Source organism: Polyangium sp. 15x6 (assembly GCF_029960785.1).
Taxonomy (GTDB): domain Bacteria; phylum Myxococcota_A; class Polyangia; order Polyangiales; family Polyangiaceae; genus Polyangium.
Window position 1 is genome coordinate 17,566 of the sequence record NZ_JASBQE010000048.1, and the last position, 15,658, is coordinate 33,223.

Here is a 15,658-nt window from a genome sequence, read left to right on the forward strand (position 1 = left end):
CATCATGTCGAGCACGCTCGTCCGCGGCAAGCAGAGTATCCTGGCATCGCAGGATGAATCCGCTCGAACGGATCAAGCGAGGGCTCGTGATGCGTGCCGTGGTCGCGGCCGAGGACGCCGCGCTCGGCCACGCGCTCCGGGGGCGCCTCTGCCACGCGCTCGGCCGCCCGGCGCGCGTGGAGCTTTATTTCGCCTTCGATGATCCCTACGCGGCCGTGGCCCTCGGCCCGCTGCGCGACGTGCTTCGCCGGCGTTTCGTGGATTTTTCGCTCTACCCGCTGGTCTCGCGTGGCATCGAGAACGATCCCGCGGCGGCCCATCGCGCGCCGTACGCCCTCGTCGATGCGCGGCGCCTCGCGCGTCGAACCGGCCGTGTCCTGAAGCGGTCCGAGCCAATCTCCGCCGCATCGATGGCCTACCTCGCGCGCCTCACCGAGTCGCTCCGCAAGGGCCCGCATCAGGCCGACTTCGCCGAAGCCGCGCTCGATGCCGTCTGGTTCGGCGAACGCTTGCCTTCGCCGAGCGACATGCGCGCGCTCCTCCAGCGCATCACGGGCGCATCGCCGTCGAGCACGTTTCGCGAGGATGCGGCGCTCGATCGGGCGCTCGCGAAAAACCACGCGCGCCTCGCCCGGCGAGGGCACTGGGAGTCGCCCGCGTGCTGGGTCGAGGGCGCGTGGTACCTCGCGCACGAGCGCATCGCGCAGATCGACGAGCGCCTCGCGAAGGGCGGCTTCTGATGGATCACGAGGTCGAGCTCTTCTTCTCGTTCCGCTCGCCGTACTCGTACCTCGCGGGGCCACGCGCGTTCGCCCTCCCCGAGCGGTACGACATCACGCTCGTGTGGCGCGGCGTCAGGCCGATGGCCATGCGCGGGCAACCGCTTCCGCTCGCGAAGCAGCTCTACATCATGCGCGACGCGACCCGCGAGGCGCGCCGGCTGGGTTTGCCCTTCGGGAACATCTTCGATCCGCTCGGCGAAGCCGTCTTTCGCTGTCTCACGATCGCCGAGCACGCGGCCGACGTCGGCCGTGTCGGGCCCTTCGTGCTCCGCGTGTCTCGCGCCATCTGGTCGGAAGGCGCGCGCGTCATCCACGACGACGTGCTGCGCCCGCTGTGCGAAGAAGCTGGCCTCGGGTGGGACGCGTGCGTCCTGGCGATGGCGAATGCTTCATATCGAGAGCGCGTGGAAGCCTCGACCCGGCGGCTCGAAAACCTCGGCCACTGGGGCGTGCCGACGTTCGTGTTCCATGGCGAGCTCTACTGGGGTCAGGACCGCATCGAGGATCTCGAATACGACCTCCGCGCAGCGGGCCTCGACAGGAGAGACGCGCCGTGACCACCACGCGCGACGCCGACCTCGCCGAGATCCTCCACATCGCGCGCGCCGAGATGGCCGGGCACCTCGCGAAAGATCGCGGCCCGCTCGCTCATCGCGCCGCCGAGCTCGTCCTCCACCCCGCGGCGCTCTCGCTCGCGAAAAACCTCGTCGCGTTCGATCACGACCTCGTGCGACTCGGCTCGCTCCGCCGCGCCTCGCTCGCGATGCTCGATCGATACGGCGTGCGCGCGCGCATCCTCGACGCCTCGGGCGGCCCGCGCGACCTCGCCGCGCGACGAGCTGCTTTGCCTGAGCGTGGCCCGCTCCTCGTCGTATCGAACCATCCTGGCCTCTACGACGCCCTCGCGCTCTTCTCGGCGGTGGGTCGCGACGACCTCGCCGTCATCGCCGCCGCGCGTGATCTGCTCTTCGCCTTGCCCCACGTCCGCAAGCACCTCCTCTCCGCGCCGCCCGACGCGCGCGCCGGCCTCACGCTCCGCGCGGCTGCGCGTCACCTCACCCGCGGCGGCGCGCTCCTGCATTTCCCCGCGGGCTGCATCGAGCCCGACCCGCGCCTCGTTCCTCCCGGCGAGAGCGCGCTCCACGCCTTCCAGCCCGGACTCGACGCGCTCCTCGCGATGGCTTCCCGCGCGCGGCCCGACCTCGTCGTCGTGCCCGTGATCGTCTCGGGTGTGGTCTCGCTCCGCGCGCGCGCCGTCGCCTCTGCGCTCGCGGGCCGCGCGGGTTTGACCGACGCGTTCGTTCCGCTCCTTCAGCTCACGCTCCCTGGCTTCGGGGACGTCGACGTGCGTGTCACGATCGGCCCCGCGCTCGACGTCGCTTCTCTCGGCGCCGAGCCCTCCACGCTCCTTCGTGATGCCCTCGAACACCTTGCCCGCGACGCGTCGCACCCCCCTGGCGCGGCGCCCGCGGAGCCTCTACGTTGGGCCCCACGATGAGCGAAACCGTCCGAGGCAAGATCGACCCGAGCCTCGATCTCGAGGCCGAGATCGTGCGGCTCAAGAAGGAACGCAACGCCGTCCTGCTCGCCCACTACTACCAGGAGGGCGACATCCAGGATCTCGCGGACTTCCTCGGCGACTCGCTCCAGCTCGCCCAGCAGGCGAAGAAGACCACGGCCGACGTCATCCTCTTCGCGGGCGTGCACTTCATGGCCGAGACCGCGAAGATCCTGAACCCCGATCGCATCGTCGTCGTCCCCGACCTCGAGGCCGGATGCTCGCTCGCCGACGGCTGCCCGGTCGACAGGTTCCGCGCCTGGCGCGCGAAGTACCCCGACGCCGTCTCGATCACGTACATCAACTGCACGGCCGAGGTGAAGGCCGAGAGCGACTACATCTGCACCTCGTCGAACGCCGAGAAGATCGTCCGCGCGATCCCCGAGGACAAGGAGATCCTCTTCGCGCCCGACAAGAACCTCGGCCGCTGGCTCGAGCAGAAGACCGGCCGAAAGATGCGCCTCTGGCAGGGCAGCTGCGTCGTGCACGAGACCTTCAGCCTGCGCAAGATCATCGCCCTCCGCGAGCAGCACCCCGCGGCCAAGCTCATCGCGCATCCCGAGTGCGAGGAGCCGATCCTGCGCATGGCCGCGTTCATCGGCTCGACCACCGCGCTGCTCAAGTACACGCAGACCGACGACGCCGAGGCCTACATCGTCGCGACCGAGAGCGGCATCGTGCACCAGATGCGCAAGGCCTCGCCGCACAAGACGTTCATCGAGGGGCCGCCCGAGAAGAACTGCGCCTGCAACGAGTGCCCCTTCATGCGCCTCAACACGATGGAGAAGGTCTACCTCGCGCTGCGCGACCTCGAGCCCCGCATCGAGATGCCCGCCGCGCTACGCGAGCGCGCGCGCCTGCCGATCGACCGCATGCTGGCGCTTTCCTGAGTCACCAGACCCGCCGCTTCTTCGACCTCAAAGCTTCGATGGGGCGTCCCGCTTCCCGGTCGCGAGCGTGCGCACGAGCGCGCGCAGCTCGGACGGGTCGTAGGGTTTTTCGAGGAGAAGGTTTTCTACGCGCGCGAAGAAGGCGCGCACCTCGCTCGTGAACGCGGCGCCCGTGAGGAACACGATCCGCTTCGCGACCTCGGGCGCCGTCTCGAGCAGCCGCTCGTAGAGCTCGAACCCGTTCATCACCGGCATCCGCACGTCACAGAGCACCACGTCGAAGCGCGCGCCCGCCTCCACCGCCGCAAGCGCTTCGAGCCCGTTCGACACCGAGATCACCTCGTGCTCGCTGCTGAGCAGCCGCCGGATCGAAGTCACGATGAACGGCTCGTCGTCGACGAGCAGCACGCGTGATCGCCGTGCGGAGCCCCCTTGTTCCGCCGTCGTTCCCATCGTCCTGCCAATGAACCCCACTCGCGCTCCAGGAATTCCATTACGTCGCGCATCACAGAGCATTGCGCAAGCGCCAAAGCACGCGTGCGGCATTTTGCCACGGTGTGCCAATGGGTTGACACCGAAGTTCCGTGTCGTAATGACACGCAATGGCGCAGCGGGCGGGCGAAATCTTCAGCCGAGGTGTTTCTCGATCGCGCGGATCACCTCGAGCCTGTCGAAGAGCCGCTCCACGTAGTCGAGCCGATCGGTCTCGATGACCATCGTCGGCGAGAGATCGTAGCGCGCGTGCCATTCCTCGTAGAGCTTGTCCAGCGCGGCGAGGTAGCTCTTCGGCACCTTTCGCTCGAAGTCGCGTCCCCGCTTTCGGATCCGCCGTACGAGCGTGGGCAGCGGACACCGCAAGTAGATCATCAAGTCCGGCGGCCGGATCTCCTCGCGCAGCGTCCGATAGAGGTCGTCGTACATCTGCCAGTCGCGGTCGTCGATGTAGCCGGCCCGATGCAGGTGCGCGGCGAAGATCTCGGCGTCCTCGTAGAGCGTCCGATCCTGCACGATCGGCCGATGATCCACGGCCGCGCGGCGCACGACGTCGCGGTGGATGTGGAAGCGCCGGACGAGGAAGAAGAGCTGCGAGCTCATCGCCCAGCGCGACATGTCCCCGTAGAAGTCGGACAGGTACGGGTTCTCCTCGTTGGGTTCGAAGAACGGCACCATTCGGAACTGCTGCTCGAGCCATTTCACGAGGCTCGATTTCCCAGCTCCCATGTTGCCCGCCACCGCGATGATCCGGGGGCGTGCGCCGTCCCGAAGGCTCTCGCTCATCCCGTCCTCCGCCCCTTCAAAGCACGAGCGAAAGCCCGAGCGTCGTCACGAATCCCCCAGCGAACTTGGGGTAAGGTCCCACCGTCACGCGGCGCCCCGAGGCGTCGATCGCTTGCCCATCCTCGAACGCCCGCCCTCGTTGCGCTACCTCGGGGTAAAACGCTCCCGTCGTCTCGAGCTCGATCGCGAGCCACCGCGGCACCACGTCGAACGAAGCGCCGAGGCCGAGCGGGATCTCCACGAACGACGCGGCTCGCTCGCGCACGGGAAACACGCCGCCGCCCGGCGCCGTGACGTCGAACCGCCCGAGCTCGAGCCGCCCCCAGCCCGCGCCCGCCGCCACCCACGCGCGCGCCCGCGGCGTGATGTGCCACGTCGGCATGAGGCGCAGGCCGAGCGAGTACGTGTAGAACTCGACCTCGCCCGGATCGCCGACGAGCCCGAGCGCGCCGGAAGGCAGGTTGAAGTCGCGCTCGGCGCGCACCGCGTACAGGCTCGCGCGCAGGTAGCTCGTGATGTCGACGCGCGCCCAGAGCCCCATGCCCACGGACGCCGGATACCGCACGCCCGTGTCGCCGCTCGGGATGCGATGCACGAGCGCCACGCCTCCGCCGAAGTCGAGGTGCCGCGTGAACGGAGGCGAACCGATCTCGAGCGGAGGCAGCTCCTTCGGGCGTGGCGGCGGCTCGGGCGCCGGGGGCGCCGCCTCCGCCGTGCTGGGCTCCTCGGTCGCACCCGCGCCGCGCGCCGTCCCCGTCGCGCCGCCGAGCGCGAGCGTGAACGCCGCTGCGGACGCGAGCGTACGTCGGCCTTTTCGCCGTCGCTCATCGAGGCGCTTCACCCGTGCTCGCATCGCGTGCACCTTGTAGCAAAGTTCGGGCACCTCGGTCGACCGACCGCGGCTTTGAGCGAGTTCGAACCCTTCTGGCACGCTCCCGAAATCTGCGGCACACTCCGCCCGCCATGCACACGTCTCGGCTTTTCGTTTCGCTCGCGGGTCTCACCCTCCTTCTCGCGGCTTGCAGCAAGTCCGAAGCGCCTGCGACCGCGCAGCCCGATCAGCCGGCGGCCCTGCCGACGCAGGCGCCCGGGCAGCCGCAGGGCGCGACGGCGGAGAGCATCAAGCCGCTCACGCAGAAGAAGTTCGGCCAGCCGGTGACGGAGACGAAGACGACGGCGCTCACGGATCTCACGAAGGAGCCCGCCAAGTTCGCCGAGCAGACCGTGCGCACCGAGGGCGTGGTCTCGGCGGTCTGCAAGTCGATGGGCTGCTGGATGGAGATCGCCGACACCACGGGCAAGGCGCACATCAAGATGGCGGGCCACAGCTTCTTCGTCCCGCGCGAGAGCTCGGGCCACCGCGCCGTCATTCAGGGCAAGGTCCTCGCGCCCGAGGGCGGCGACAAGGGCGTCTGCGGCGCCGACGACGGCTGCGGCCAGGGCGGCAGCGCCAAGCTGGCCCAGGTGAACATCGAGGCGACGGGCATCGAGTTCATCGACTAGTCCCGAGAAGTCGCCTCGCGAGCCCGGCCGATTCAACCCCGAGGGAAGATCGCGCCTCCCCCGCTCCCGCCCGCCGCGCGTGAACGCAAAGCTCGGTGGGCATGGGCCTCCTCATCACGCGCGACGATTTCACCGAGGACGAGTTCGCTCGTTTCTCCGGGTGTCTCTCCGATCAGCTCGACGTCCTGGGCACGCTCGCCAAACGTCCCGGCTTCGGCGAGGGGCCGGCCACGGTCGGCGCCGAGGTCGAGCTTTTCCTCGTCGACCCGGCCGGCCTGCCGCTCCCCGCGAACCGCGAGGTCCTCGCGCGTACGGTCGATCGACGCTTCACCGTCGAGCTCGACCGCTTCAACCTCGAATTCAACGCGAGCCCCTGTCCGCTCGCCGGTCGTCCGTTCACGACGCTCGCGGACGAGCTCACCGGCGCGCTCGTGGAGATCTCGCGCGCCGCCCGGGAGCAAGGCGGACGTATCGTGCCGATCGGCATTTTGCCCACGCTGCGCCGCGAGGATCTCACGGCCGCGGAGATGACCGACGTCCCCCGATATCGCGCCCTCGGCAAGCGCATCCGTCGCCTGCGCGGCGGTCCTTTTCACGTGCGCATTCACGGCGAAGACACGCTCGCCCTCGATACGGACGACGTCGCCATGGAGGGCGCCGGCACCTCGTTCCAGGTCCACCTGCGCGTCCCGCCCACCTGTTTCTCCAGGTATTACAATGCAGCGCAGATCGCCACGATCCCGGCCCTCGCCGCATCGTGCAACGCGCCCATCCTGATCGGCCATCGCCTCTGGGACGAGACGCGGATCGCGCTCTTTCGCCAGGCCGTCGACGATCGACTCGAGGTGCCGGCGGCCTTTCACCCGCCGTCGCGTGTCTCCTTCGGATATGGCTGGGTCCGCGACGGGGCCGCCGAGCTCTTCGCCGAGAGCGTCCGGCTCCACGCCCCGCTTCTCCCCGTGCTCGGGGACGAAGACCCCCGACAAACCCTCGCCTCGGGCGGCATTCCCGCGCTCGCCGAGCTCCGGTTGCATCACGGCACCGTCTGGCGCTGGAACCGCGCCGTGTACGATCCGGGCAGCGGTGGCCATTTTCGCATCGAATATCGCGCCTTGCCCGCGGGGCCCACCGTGGTCGACATGCTCGCGAGCGCCGCGTTTCTCCTCGGCACGACGCTCGGCCTCGCCCCCGAGATCGACCGCCTCTTGCCCGCCTATCCGTTCGAGCTCGCGCGCCACGCTTTTCATCGCGCCGCGCAGCATGGCCTCGACGCCGTCGTGCCTTTTCCGTGCGACGAGGCGCCCTCCCCACGCGCGACCCCGATCGCCGCGCTCTGCGAGCGCCTCGTGCCCCTCGCCCGAAGTGGCCTCGTGGGCGCGGGTGTCCTCGAAAGCGAGGCCGACCGCTGGCTCGACGTCTTCACGGCGCGGGTCCGATCTGGACAAACCGGCGCGCGCTGGCAACGCGCGGCGCTGGAAGCCCTGCGGGCTCGTCATTCGCACGAGGAGGCGCTCCGGCGGATGCTCGCCCATTACGAGGCGCGCGCGGCGACCGGCGAGCCCGTGCATACGTGGGCGCCCGTCGAGAGCTGAATGTTGTTCCGGGACGTGCCAGGGCGGGTAAGATGGCTCGCATGTCGTCCTCGTCCTCGCTCTCGTCCGCGCCGCTCGATCTCCCGGCGGAGCTCGAATCGCTGCGGCAGGAGGCCAAGAAGCACGCGCGGGAAGGGGACTTCGCGCGTGCCCGAGCGAAGAACCTCGCCCTCCGCGACCGGAGCCGCGAGCTCGGCTCGGCGCTCGGCGAGGTGCTGGGGCTCCGGTTCGTGGGGCTGTGCGAGTATCGGATGGGCTCGTACGAGGCCTCGGAGCGGTGGCTGCAGGAAGCACTCGCATTCGCGCGTGAGCGTGAGTGCCGTTCGCAAGTGCTTTACATCTCGAACCACCTCGGCGCGACCGTGCGGCGTCTCGACCGGCTCGCGGACGCGCACGATCTTTTCAAGGCGAGCCTCGCCAGCACGCAGTTGCCCGCCGATCTGGACGCGCGGGCGCGCCTGCTCGGGAACCTCGGCGCGCTGCTCGACGTCATCGGCGATCTGCGCGCGGCGGACGATTGCTACGCCCGGTACGAGGAGCTCGTCGAGCTCATCGTCGGTTCGGGGGACAGCGACGATCTCGCGCGACTTGCGAATGCGAGGGCGCTCTCGGCGCGCGCCGCCTCCCGTCGCGGGGACCTCGACACCGCGAAGGCGAAGCACGACGACGAGCATAGATTGGCCGATTCGTGCGGAGACGCGATCAAGAAGCTCTCGGCGATCCTCCATCAGGGCAAGATCGAGCGCGAGCTCGGGCGGAGGGCCGTCGGTGCGGTCCGCGCGCGTCATTTCGAGGCGGCCCATCGATGGTTCGCGGAGGCGCTGAGCGAGGCGGAGAGGCTCGAGCAAACCCACCGCTGCGGGGACGCATTGTACCATTGGGGCCGTCTCTTCCAGGCGGAAGGGAGGTGGGCCGAGGCGCACGGAAAATTCGTGCAGGCGCTGAAGCTGGGCCAAAGCCACGGGCATACGTACCTCCAGGCCGAGGTTTGTCATGCGCTCACGCGGCTTTGCCAGCAATGCGCGCTTCACGGCGAGGCGCTCTTTTACCTGCGCAAGACCGTCGAGCTTCGAAACGCGATGTATCGCCCGCTGCTCGACAACGCGCGCATCCGCGACATGGCGCAGACCCGTCTCGCCGAGCTCTCCGACCTCGCCAGCAGCCTGGTCGACGAGGCCCGCCGCGTCGAGCGCCCCGAGGAGGACCTCGCGGATCTGGAAAAGGTCGTGGAGTCCATCACGGGAAAACCATTTTCCGCGGCAATGCCCGGCGTCGACGACGTCTGGGAATGGCAACGATCGATCCGTGAGGGGAGCCGGGAGCGATGGTCGAACCTGCTCTCGAAGGAGGTCTACGATCGGCTCGATAAGCAAAGCCGGGAGGACCTCGTCAGGGCCGACGTCGCCTATCACGGCGCGATCGACGATTTGCCGAGGAGCGCGCACCTGCTCGCGCTCGTGATCGAGCGTGAGCTCCGCGACCGGCTCCTCGTTCCGCTGTACGAGCGCTATCGGAGCGCGTTCGGTTCACGGCCCACAGGTGATTCCAAAACGACCAAGTATCTTCGAAAGCGCCCCACCGATCGTCATCACGCGCCCCTCGGAGACGCCCTTGTCATCGTCGAGGAGCTTTGCGCCGGGGCGCCCACCGATCCGGGCGTCGATTTCGCGCGGGAGCAAGTTCGATCTTGCCGTGGCGCCTTGAACGACCTCCGGCGGCTGCGGGACCCGATCACGCCTCTCGGCAGCGATTCGTCGTTGACGCTGCGCAAGCTCCGCAACGACGCCGCGCACGGCAATCCCGGGAGCGCCTCGCTCGATCGATTGAGCGTCGACGCCGTCAAGCGCGCGCTCGTCCTCGAAGCGCCCGTGATCCTCCGCGGCCTGACCGAGATCGACCTCCGCCGCCGCTGACCCCGCCTAGAACAACCCCACGACCGACAGCCCCACCCGATCCTGCCCCATCATCGGCATGACCGCGACCGAGCTCGGCAGAAGCGCGCGCGCGCCTTTTCGTGGCTCGATCGGCGCGTCCACGGTCTCCGTCGAGAAGATGGCCATATCGAGCGCGGGTGCGGCGACGTATCCGATGGCCGCTCCGATCGCGGCATACCCGACGGTTTCCCAGGAATCATACGACGACCCTGCGCCGGCCATGATCCCAATGAGGCCACCTCCGAGCGGAAGGCCGACGTTCAGGCCGAGGCTAGCGAATCCATTGCCGAGGTGACCGTGCGCCCAATGAACGATTGGCCCCGTGAGCACGTGGCCCGCCAAGCCGAAGTACGTGACCACGCTCCCCTGGCCGGCGATCAGCACGACGTCACTCACCAGCACGCCAATCAACGTCTGCCACCCATACCAGCGTTTGACCTTCTGCGTGGGAGGCTCCGCGCCCCAGCCGGGCAGCGGCCCCGCGGGCGGCGGTCCCCAGGCCCCATTCGGCGGCGGCGCATAGGGCCCCGGCGGATAAGGCGCGTAAGGGCCGGGCGGATAAGGCGCGTAAGGCCCGGCGCCCGGAGGCGCGGCCGGCGGCGGCGGAAGCGAAGCCCCATTCGCAGCCGATCCCGCAGGCGGCGGCGCCGGCATCCCTGACAGCGGTGTCGCGGGCGGCGGAGGAACCGGATTCGCCTGCGACCACGCCGTGGGGGCCGGGGGCGGCGGAGGCGCCGGGGTTGTCGCGGACGCCGGCGGGGGCGGAGCCGGGTTCGTCGCCGCGGGAGGCGGAGGCGGTGGGGGCGCGGCGCCCGGCTCCTGCGCATTCGTGCGCGGCGCGAGGGCAATCGTGGCGAGGGCGAGGGCGGAGCCGAGCAGCAGGCGTGTGCGCATCGGCGCCCGGGAAATCAAGATCCGTGCCGCACGGGGTGCGGCACGAGGCGGGCCTCGTCGAAAACCCGACGCGGGCCCGCCCCGCGGCGGTTACTTCGCTTCCTTGAGCGCGAGGTTCACGACCTTCTTGAATTTGGCGAGCGGCTGCGCGCCCGAGACCAGATAGCCATTGATCACGAACGCGGGCGTGCCCGTGATCCCCACATCCTCGCCGGCCTTGATGTCCGCGTCGATGAGCGCCTTGTGCGTCTGGCCGTCGACCGCGGCGAGGACCTTCTGCCCGTCGAGCCCGAGCGCGGTCGCCGTCCGCTCGATGCCGGCGCGGTCGAGCTGCGTCTGGTCCTGGAAAAACGCGCCGTGCATCTTCCAGAAGCCGTCGTTGCCCTTCTGCTTGTACGCCTCCATGGCCGCGAGCGCCGCGGGCATCGCGTTCTTGTGGAACGGGAGCGGCTTGTTTCGCCAGACAAACCGGATCTTGCCCGGGAAGGCCGCTTCGAGCTCGGCGAGCGTGGGCTCGACCCGCTTGCAGAACGGGCATTCGAAATCGGAGAAGATCTGCACGGTGACCTTCGCGTTCGCCGGGCCCCGGGTGGGGTTCTCCTTCGTGAACGCGGGGATCGCCTTCACCTTCTCGAGCGTCGTCGTCTTGCCGTCCTTGATGATCGTGTCGTAGAGCTTCGCCGCGGGCGTGCCCTTCTTGACGAGCGCCTCCGACTTCGTGATCTCCTCGTCGATGAGCGCCTTGAACTTCTCGATCGGCTGTGCGCCGACGAGGCGGCGACCATTGATGAAGAAATGCGGCGTGCCGCTCGCCTGCACGTCGTCGGCGAGGTCCTGGTCCTGCTCGATGCGGTCCTTGTACTTCTTCTTTTCGATCGCGTCGCTCGCCTTCTTCAGGTCGAGCCCGAGGTTTTTCGCGATGCCCTCGAGGTCCTCGGGCGCGAGCTTGCCGTTCGCGGCGAAGAGCAGGTCGTGCGCCTTCCAGAACCCCGCGTCGCCCTTTTGCGCGCGCGCCTCGAGCGCGAGCTCGGCCGCGGGCTCGGCGTCCTTGTGGAACGGCAAGGGGTTGTTCTTGTACACGATCCGGAGTTTGTCCCCGTAATCGCGGGCGAGCTGCTCGAGCGTCGGCGTCACCTTGACGCAGAACGGGCACTGGAAATCCGTGAACATCACGAGCGTCACGAGCGCCGTGTTTTTGCCCCGCGCCGGCGAGCCGTCGACGGGCACGCGCCAGACCGTCTTCGTGTCCTCGGCCGCGGCCGCCGAGCCGGCGAATCCGGGTCGATCCTCGGGCTTTTGGTAGTTCTTCGCCGAGAGCGTCGCATAGACCTTCTCGGGCGTGGTCCCGCCCGCCGTCGCCTTGCGCCCGGCCGCGATTTGCTCGTCGACGATCGCGCGGAACTTGTCGATCGGCTGCGCGCCGGAGAGGAACACGCCGTTGATGAAGAACGCGGGCGTGCCCGTCACGCCGATCTTCTTGCCGAGCTCGATGTCCTCGTCGATCTTCTTGCCGATCTCGCCGCTCGCGAGCGTCGCGTCGACGGTCTTGCGCGTGATGCCCCGCGGCAGCGAGCCGTCGATGACCTGCGGGTCGATCCGGCCGGCGAAGAGCGCGTCGTGATAAGCCCAGAACCAGGGCGCGCCCTTCTGCTTGAACACGGCCATCGCCGCCTCGGCCGCGGGGCGCGCGTTCTTGTGGAACGGGAGCGGGAAGTTTTTCCAGACGATCCGGAGCTGGTCCTTGCCGTAGATCTTCGCGAGCTCCGCGAGCGTGCCCGAGGCGCGCGCGCAGAAGGGGCACTCGAGGTCGGAGAACGCGACGATCGTGACGGGCGCCTTGGGGCTGCCCCAGCTCGGATCCGCGGCCGTGACGGGCACCGGGCTCTTCGCGCCTTCGCCCGTGTCGACCTCGTTTCCGCCGGTCCACGTGCCGGCCTCGGCCGGGGCGACGGTGCGCACGGGGAAACCGCTGCCGGGGTTGTCGTCGTTCGCCCCGCGGAAGGCGCCGCCGGCGACGCCGATCCTCTCGCCGTCGCCTTCGGCCGCGCCTCGGGGCGCGCCGCCCTTGTCGGCGCCCTGGGCGGCTTCTTCGGCGCCCTTTCCAGCGGTGGCGGTGTTTGCGCCCTTGTCGGCGGTCCCCTGGGACTCGGCGCCGGGCGTCGCAGCCGGGGGCGGAGGCGCCTGGCCGCAGGCAGTCGCGGCCGAGAGGGCCGTCACGAACCCGATTCGGAAGAGCTTCACGAGCATGGCCGGCACCCTACAGGAAACGACGTCGCGACGCACGCGGCTTGCGCGCGGATCCACGCGGCTTCAACATGCCCGAGGACGTTCCGTCAATGGCGCCGCGCACGCGAAGGAAAGCCCGGAGCCTCGTGGCACGGGGGATGCATCAATTTGTCGCATTGCCTGGACGCGGAAACGGGTTCATGGCTTTCGGACGGAGGTGACACGTGGCTTGTAGACTTGGTACTTCGCGAGGATGGTGGCTCATCGTGGCGCTCGGCGCGGCGCTCGTCGCAGGGTGCGGCGGAGGCGACGGAGACAGCGGCAACGGGGGCAACGGCGGATCGGGCGGCGCAGGCGGCGCAGGCGGCGGCGGACCGGGCGGCGGCGGGCCGGGCCGCATCGACGTGGAGCTCGCTTTCGAGGGGCGCGTCGGAAACGAGGTATTCGATTGTGGAAAGACCTTCACCACGGGAAGCGCGTCCACCGAGGTGAGGATCACCGATTTTCGTCTCTACGTGCACGACGTGCGCCTCCTGCGCACGGATGGCAGCGACGTCCCGGTCGAGCTCACACAGGACGGGCTCTGGCAACACGAGAGCCTGGCGCTCCTCGATTTCGAGAACAAGACGGGCGCCTGCGCGAACGGCACGAGCGAGACGAACGGCGTGATTCGCGGCCAGGTAGAGGACGTGACCTACACCGGCATCGCATTCAAGGTGGGCGTGCCTTTCGATCTGAACCACGGCGACGCGTCGGCGGCGCCCTCGCCGCTCAACCTGAGCGCGCTGTTCTGGAACTGGAACGGCGGGTACAAGTTCCTCCGCGTGGACGCGGCGCCGACGGCGGCGGGCGGCGGGGCGTTCAACGTGCACATCGGCAGCACGGGGTGCACGGAGGACGCGTCGGGCGCGGTCACGGCGTGCGATCGGCCGAATCGCCCGGAGGTGCGCCTTACGGGCTTCGATCCGCTGAAGAGCAAGATCGTCGTCGATTACGCGGCGCTCGTCGCGGACAGCGACCTCTCGCAGAACGTGGACGGCGCGCCGGGCTGCATGGCGGGAGCCGACGACACCGAATGCAAGTCCATCATGGGTCGGCTCGGCATTCACGTGGACGACGGATCGGTTCATCCGGACGAACAGAAGCTCTTCACGGCGGAGTGAATCCATGAAAATCCCCTCCCTCCTCACCGCGGCCGCGCGCGGGCCTCTCGTCGCCCTCTTGCTCCTCGGCTCCTTCGCCGGCTGCGGCGGGGAGGATGGGGAGCCGCCCGCGCCTCCGCCGGAGATCCCCGCGACCTGGGATTTCGGCCTGCCCGCGGGGTATCCCAAGCCCAAGATCCCCGCGGACAACCCCATGACGGTCGACAAGGTCGAGCTCGGCCGGCGCCTGTTCTACGACAAACGTTTGTCCGGGAACGAGACGCAGAGCTGCGCTTCGTGCCACGACCAGAAGCTCGCGTTCACGGACGGGCGCGCGGGCGGGCTCGGATCGACGGGCGAGGTCCACCCCCGGGGCTCGATGTCGATCGTGAACGTGGGCTACCTGTCCACGCTCACCTGGGCAAACCCCTTGATCACGGAGCTCGAAGAGCAGGCGCTCCTGCCGCTCTTCGGCGAGACGCCGGTCGAGCTCGGGCTCGCGGGGAAAGAAGACGTGCTGCTCGAACGATTGCGCGAAGATCCGGTGTACCAGGCGCTCTTCCCGAAGGTCTTTCCGGACGAGGCAGACCCCGTGCGGCTTCCGAACGTGGTCCGGGCGATCGGCGCGTTCGAGCGCAGCGTGATCTCCTATCGATCGGCCTGGGATCGGTACAACTACGGCGGCGATTCGATGGCGCTGTCGGAGGCCCAGAAGCGCGGCAAGGACCTGTTCTTCTCGGAGAAGCTCGAGTGCTTCCATTGCCACGGCGGCTTCAATTTCTCCGACTCCGTGGAGCACGACGGGACCACGTTCACCGAGACGATGTTCCACAACACCGGCCTTTACAACATCGGCGGCACGGGCGCGTATCCGGAGAACAATCGAGGCGTCTACGAGGTGACCCAGGTCTCCACGGACATGGGCCGGTTCCGCGCGCCGACGCTGCGCAACATCACGCTCACGGCGCCCTACATGCACGACGGGAGCATCGCCACGCTCGGCGAGGTGCTCGACCATTACGCGGCCGGCGGGCGCACGATCGCGGAGGGGCCCTATGCGGGCGTGGGGAGCACGAACCCGTACAAGAGCGAGCTCATCAATGGGTTCACGTTGACCGAGGCGGAGAAGGCCGACGTGCTCGCTTTCCTCGCGTCGCTGACGGACGAGGCGCTGCTCGTCGATCCACGGTTCGCGGACCCGTGGAAGCAGGACAGCGCGGGAGGAATGCCGTGAAGAAGATCGGACGAATGGCAGGAATCGTGGCGCTCGCGGGGGTGGTGTTCGTCGGGACGAGCGTGGGCGCGTGCGGAGGAGGGACGGAGAACCCGCCCGCCACGAACGAGCCCGACCTGACAGGCGTGATCTACGCAGGCGTGGCGACGGACGAGGCGCTCGAGGCGCTGCTTTTGGCCACGCCGAAGACGGATCCGACACAAGCCGCGGTGGTCGACACGCCGACCGCGGGCGCGACGCTGCCGAAGGACGTGCCGCCGACCATCGAATGGCACGTGAGCGGCTCCTCCGCGTCGCGCGCGCCCTCGGCCGGAGAAAGGTTTGTCGGGGCCGCGAAGGCGATCGCCTCGTTGTTCGGCCCGCGCGAGGCGTGGGCGCACGGGGCGCCGGTGAACGGCCGCGCGTATCTGCTCGTGTTCTCGACGCCGAAGAGCCCCGAGCTCGTGCGTGTCTTCACGACGGAGCTCTCGTACACGTTCGACGCGGCCACGTGGACGAAGCTCGCGCTCACCGGGGAGCCGGTGACGCTCGTCGTGACGAACGCGATCTTCGAGGACAATCGCGTGGCGCAGGACGCGGGGCCGTTCACGGGGGAGGCGGTGACGTTTTCGATCGGGCCGTGAAC

General features: G+C 69.0%; 15 protein-coding genes. 10 read left to right on the plus strand and 5 right to left on the minus strand.

Translation table 11 applies throughout. The features are described 5' to 3' along the window. Positions 1 to 53 precede the first annotated feature (53 nt). From QHF83_RS30075 to nadA, 4 genes are read left to right on the plus strand one after another with little or no spacing between them, the layout of a single operon-like run. Positions 54 to 740 (plus strand): hypothetical protein, encoded by a 687-nt coding sequence (locus QHF83_RS30075; protein ID WP_282421420.1) that lies wholly within the window; start codon positions 54 to 56, stop codon positions 738 to 740. Next, on the plus strand, positions 740 to 1,339 hold the full coding sequence (locus QHF83_RS30080; RefSeq protein ID WP_282421421.1) for a DsbA family protein: 600 nt from the start codon (positions 740 to 742) through the stop codon (positions 1,337 to 1,339). The genes QHF83_RS30075 and QHF83_RS30080 overlap by 1 nt, the downstream gene beginning before the upstream one ends. Then, the gene (locus QHF83_RS30085; protein ID WP_282421422.1) at positions 1,336 to 2,280 is read left to right on the plus strand and encodes a 1-acyl-sn-glycerol-3-phosphate acyltransferase; all 945 of its coding nucleotides are present in this window, start codon (positions 1,336 to 1,338) and stop codon (positions 2,278 to 2,280) included. The genes QHF83_RS30080 and QHF83_RS30085 overlap by 4 nt, the downstream gene beginning before the upstream one ends. Then, positions 2,277 to 3,230: a quinolinate synthase NadA gene (gene nadA, locus QHF83_RS30090; RefSeq protein WP_282421423.1), complete on the plus strand. Its 954-nt coding sequence runs from the start codon at positions 2,277 to 2,279 to the stop codon at positions 3,228 to 3,230. The genes QHF83_RS30085 and nadA overlap by 4 nt, the downstream gene beginning before the upstream one ends. 27 nt (positions 3,231 to 3,257) lie before the next feature. Here nadA and QHF83_RS30095 read toward each other — a convergent pair whose 3' ends face one another. The 3 genes from QHF83_RS30095 to QHF83_RS30105 form a co-directional block, all read right to left on the minus strand. Further along, positions 3,258 to 3,638 carry a response regulator gene (locus tag QHF83_RS30095; RefSeq protein ID WP_282421424.1) on the minus strand — a complete coding sequence of 127 codons (381 nt, stop codon included), beginning with the start codon at positions 3,636 to 3,638 and terminating at the stop codon, positions 3,258 to 3,260. 219 nt (positions 3,639 to 3,857) lie between these two features. Beyond that, positions 3,858 to 4,508: a deoxynucleoside kinase gene (locus QHF83_RS30100; RefSeq protein ID WP_282421425.1), complete on the minus strand. Its 651-nt coding sequence runs from the start codon at positions 4,506 to 4,508 to the stop codon at positions 3,858 to 3,860. A gap of 16 nt (positions 4,509 to 4,524) precedes the next feature. Next, positions 4,525 to 5,361 carry a hypothetical protein gene (locus QHF83_RS30105; RefSeq protein WP_282421426.1) on the minus strand — a complete coding sequence of 279 codons (837 nt, stop codon included), beginning with the start codon at positions 5,359 to 5,361 and terminating at the stop codon, positions 4,525 to 4,527. A 110-nt stretch (positions 5,362 to 5,471) separates the two neighbouring features. Between QHF83_RS30105 and QHF83_RS30110 the strand changes: the two genes are divergently transcribed. From QHF83_RS30110 to QHF83_RS30120, 3 genes are all read left to right on the plus strand, one after another. Continuing rightward, positions 5,472 to 6,011: a DUF4920 domain-containing protein gene (locus QHF83_RS30110; RefSeq protein ID WP_282421427.1), complete on the plus strand. Its 540-nt coding sequence runs from the start codon at positions 5,472 to 5,474 to the stop codon at positions 6,009 to 6,011. A 101-nt stretch (positions 6,012 to 6,112) separates the two neighbouring features. Beyond that, entirely contained in the window at positions 6,113 to 7,603 is a 1,491-nt protein-coding gene (locus tag QHF83_RS30115) for a glutamate-cysteine ligase family protein (protein ID WP_282421428.1), read from the plus strand. Between the two features lie 41 nt (positions 7,604 to 7,644). Then, positions 7,645 to 9,516, plus strand: coding sequence for a hypothetical protein (locus QHF83_RS30120; protein ID WP_282421429.1), 1,872 nt, complete (start codon positions 7,645 to 7,647; stop codon positions 9,514 to 9,516). Positions 9,517 to 9,522: 6 nt separating this feature from the next. Here QHF83_RS30120 and QHF83_RS30125 read toward each other — a convergent pair whose 3' ends face one another. Both QHF83_RS30125 and QHF83_RS30130 read right to left on the minus strand, forming a co-directional pair. Further along, complete coding sequence (locus QHF83_RS30125) at positions 9,523 to 10,431, minus strand: hypothetical protein (protein ID WP_282421430.1); 909 nt, start codon at positions 10,429 to 10,431, stop codon at positions 9,523 to 9,525. A gap of 90 nt (positions 10,432 to 10,521) precedes the next feature. Further along, the gene (locus QHF83_RS30130; RefSeq protein WP_282421431.1) at positions 10,522 to 12,678 is read right to left on the minus strand and encodes a thioredoxin domain-containing protein; all 2,157 of its coding nucleotides are present in this window, start codon (positions 12,676 to 12,678) and stop codon (positions 10,522 to 10,524) included. Positions 12,679 to 12,881: 203 nt separating this feature from the next. Here QHF83_RS30130 and QHF83_RS30135 point away from each other — a divergent pair, with 203 nt between their 5' ends. Genes QHF83_RS30135 through QHF83_RS30145 form a run of 3 tightly spaced genes read left to right on the plus strand, consistent with a single transcriptional unit; the run spans position 12,882 to position 15,656 of the window. After that, entirely contained in the window at positions 12,882 to 13,820 is a 939-nt protein-coding gene (locus tag QHF83_RS30135) for an MbnP family copper-binding protein (protein ID WP_282421432.1), read from the plus strand. Between the two features lie 4 nt (positions 13,821 to 13,824). Then, positions 13,825 to 15,033 carry a methanobactin export MATE transporter MbnM gene (locus QHF83_RS30140; protein WP_282421433.1) on the plus strand — a complete coding sequence of 403 codons (1,209 nt, stop codon included), beginning with the start codon at positions 13,825 to 13,827 and terminating at the stop codon, positions 15,031 to 15,033. Then, positions 15,030 to 15,656 carry a hypothetical protein gene (locus tag QHF83_RS30145; RefSeq protein ID WP_282421434.1) on the plus strand — a complete coding sequence of 209 codons (627 nt, stop codon included), beginning with the start codon at positions 15,030 to 15,032 and terminating at the stop codon, positions 15,654 to 15,656. The genes QHF83_RS30140 and QHF83_RS30145 overlap by 4 nt, the downstream gene beginning before the upstream one ends. The last annotated feature ends 2 nt before the right edge of the window (positions 15,657 to 15,658 follow it).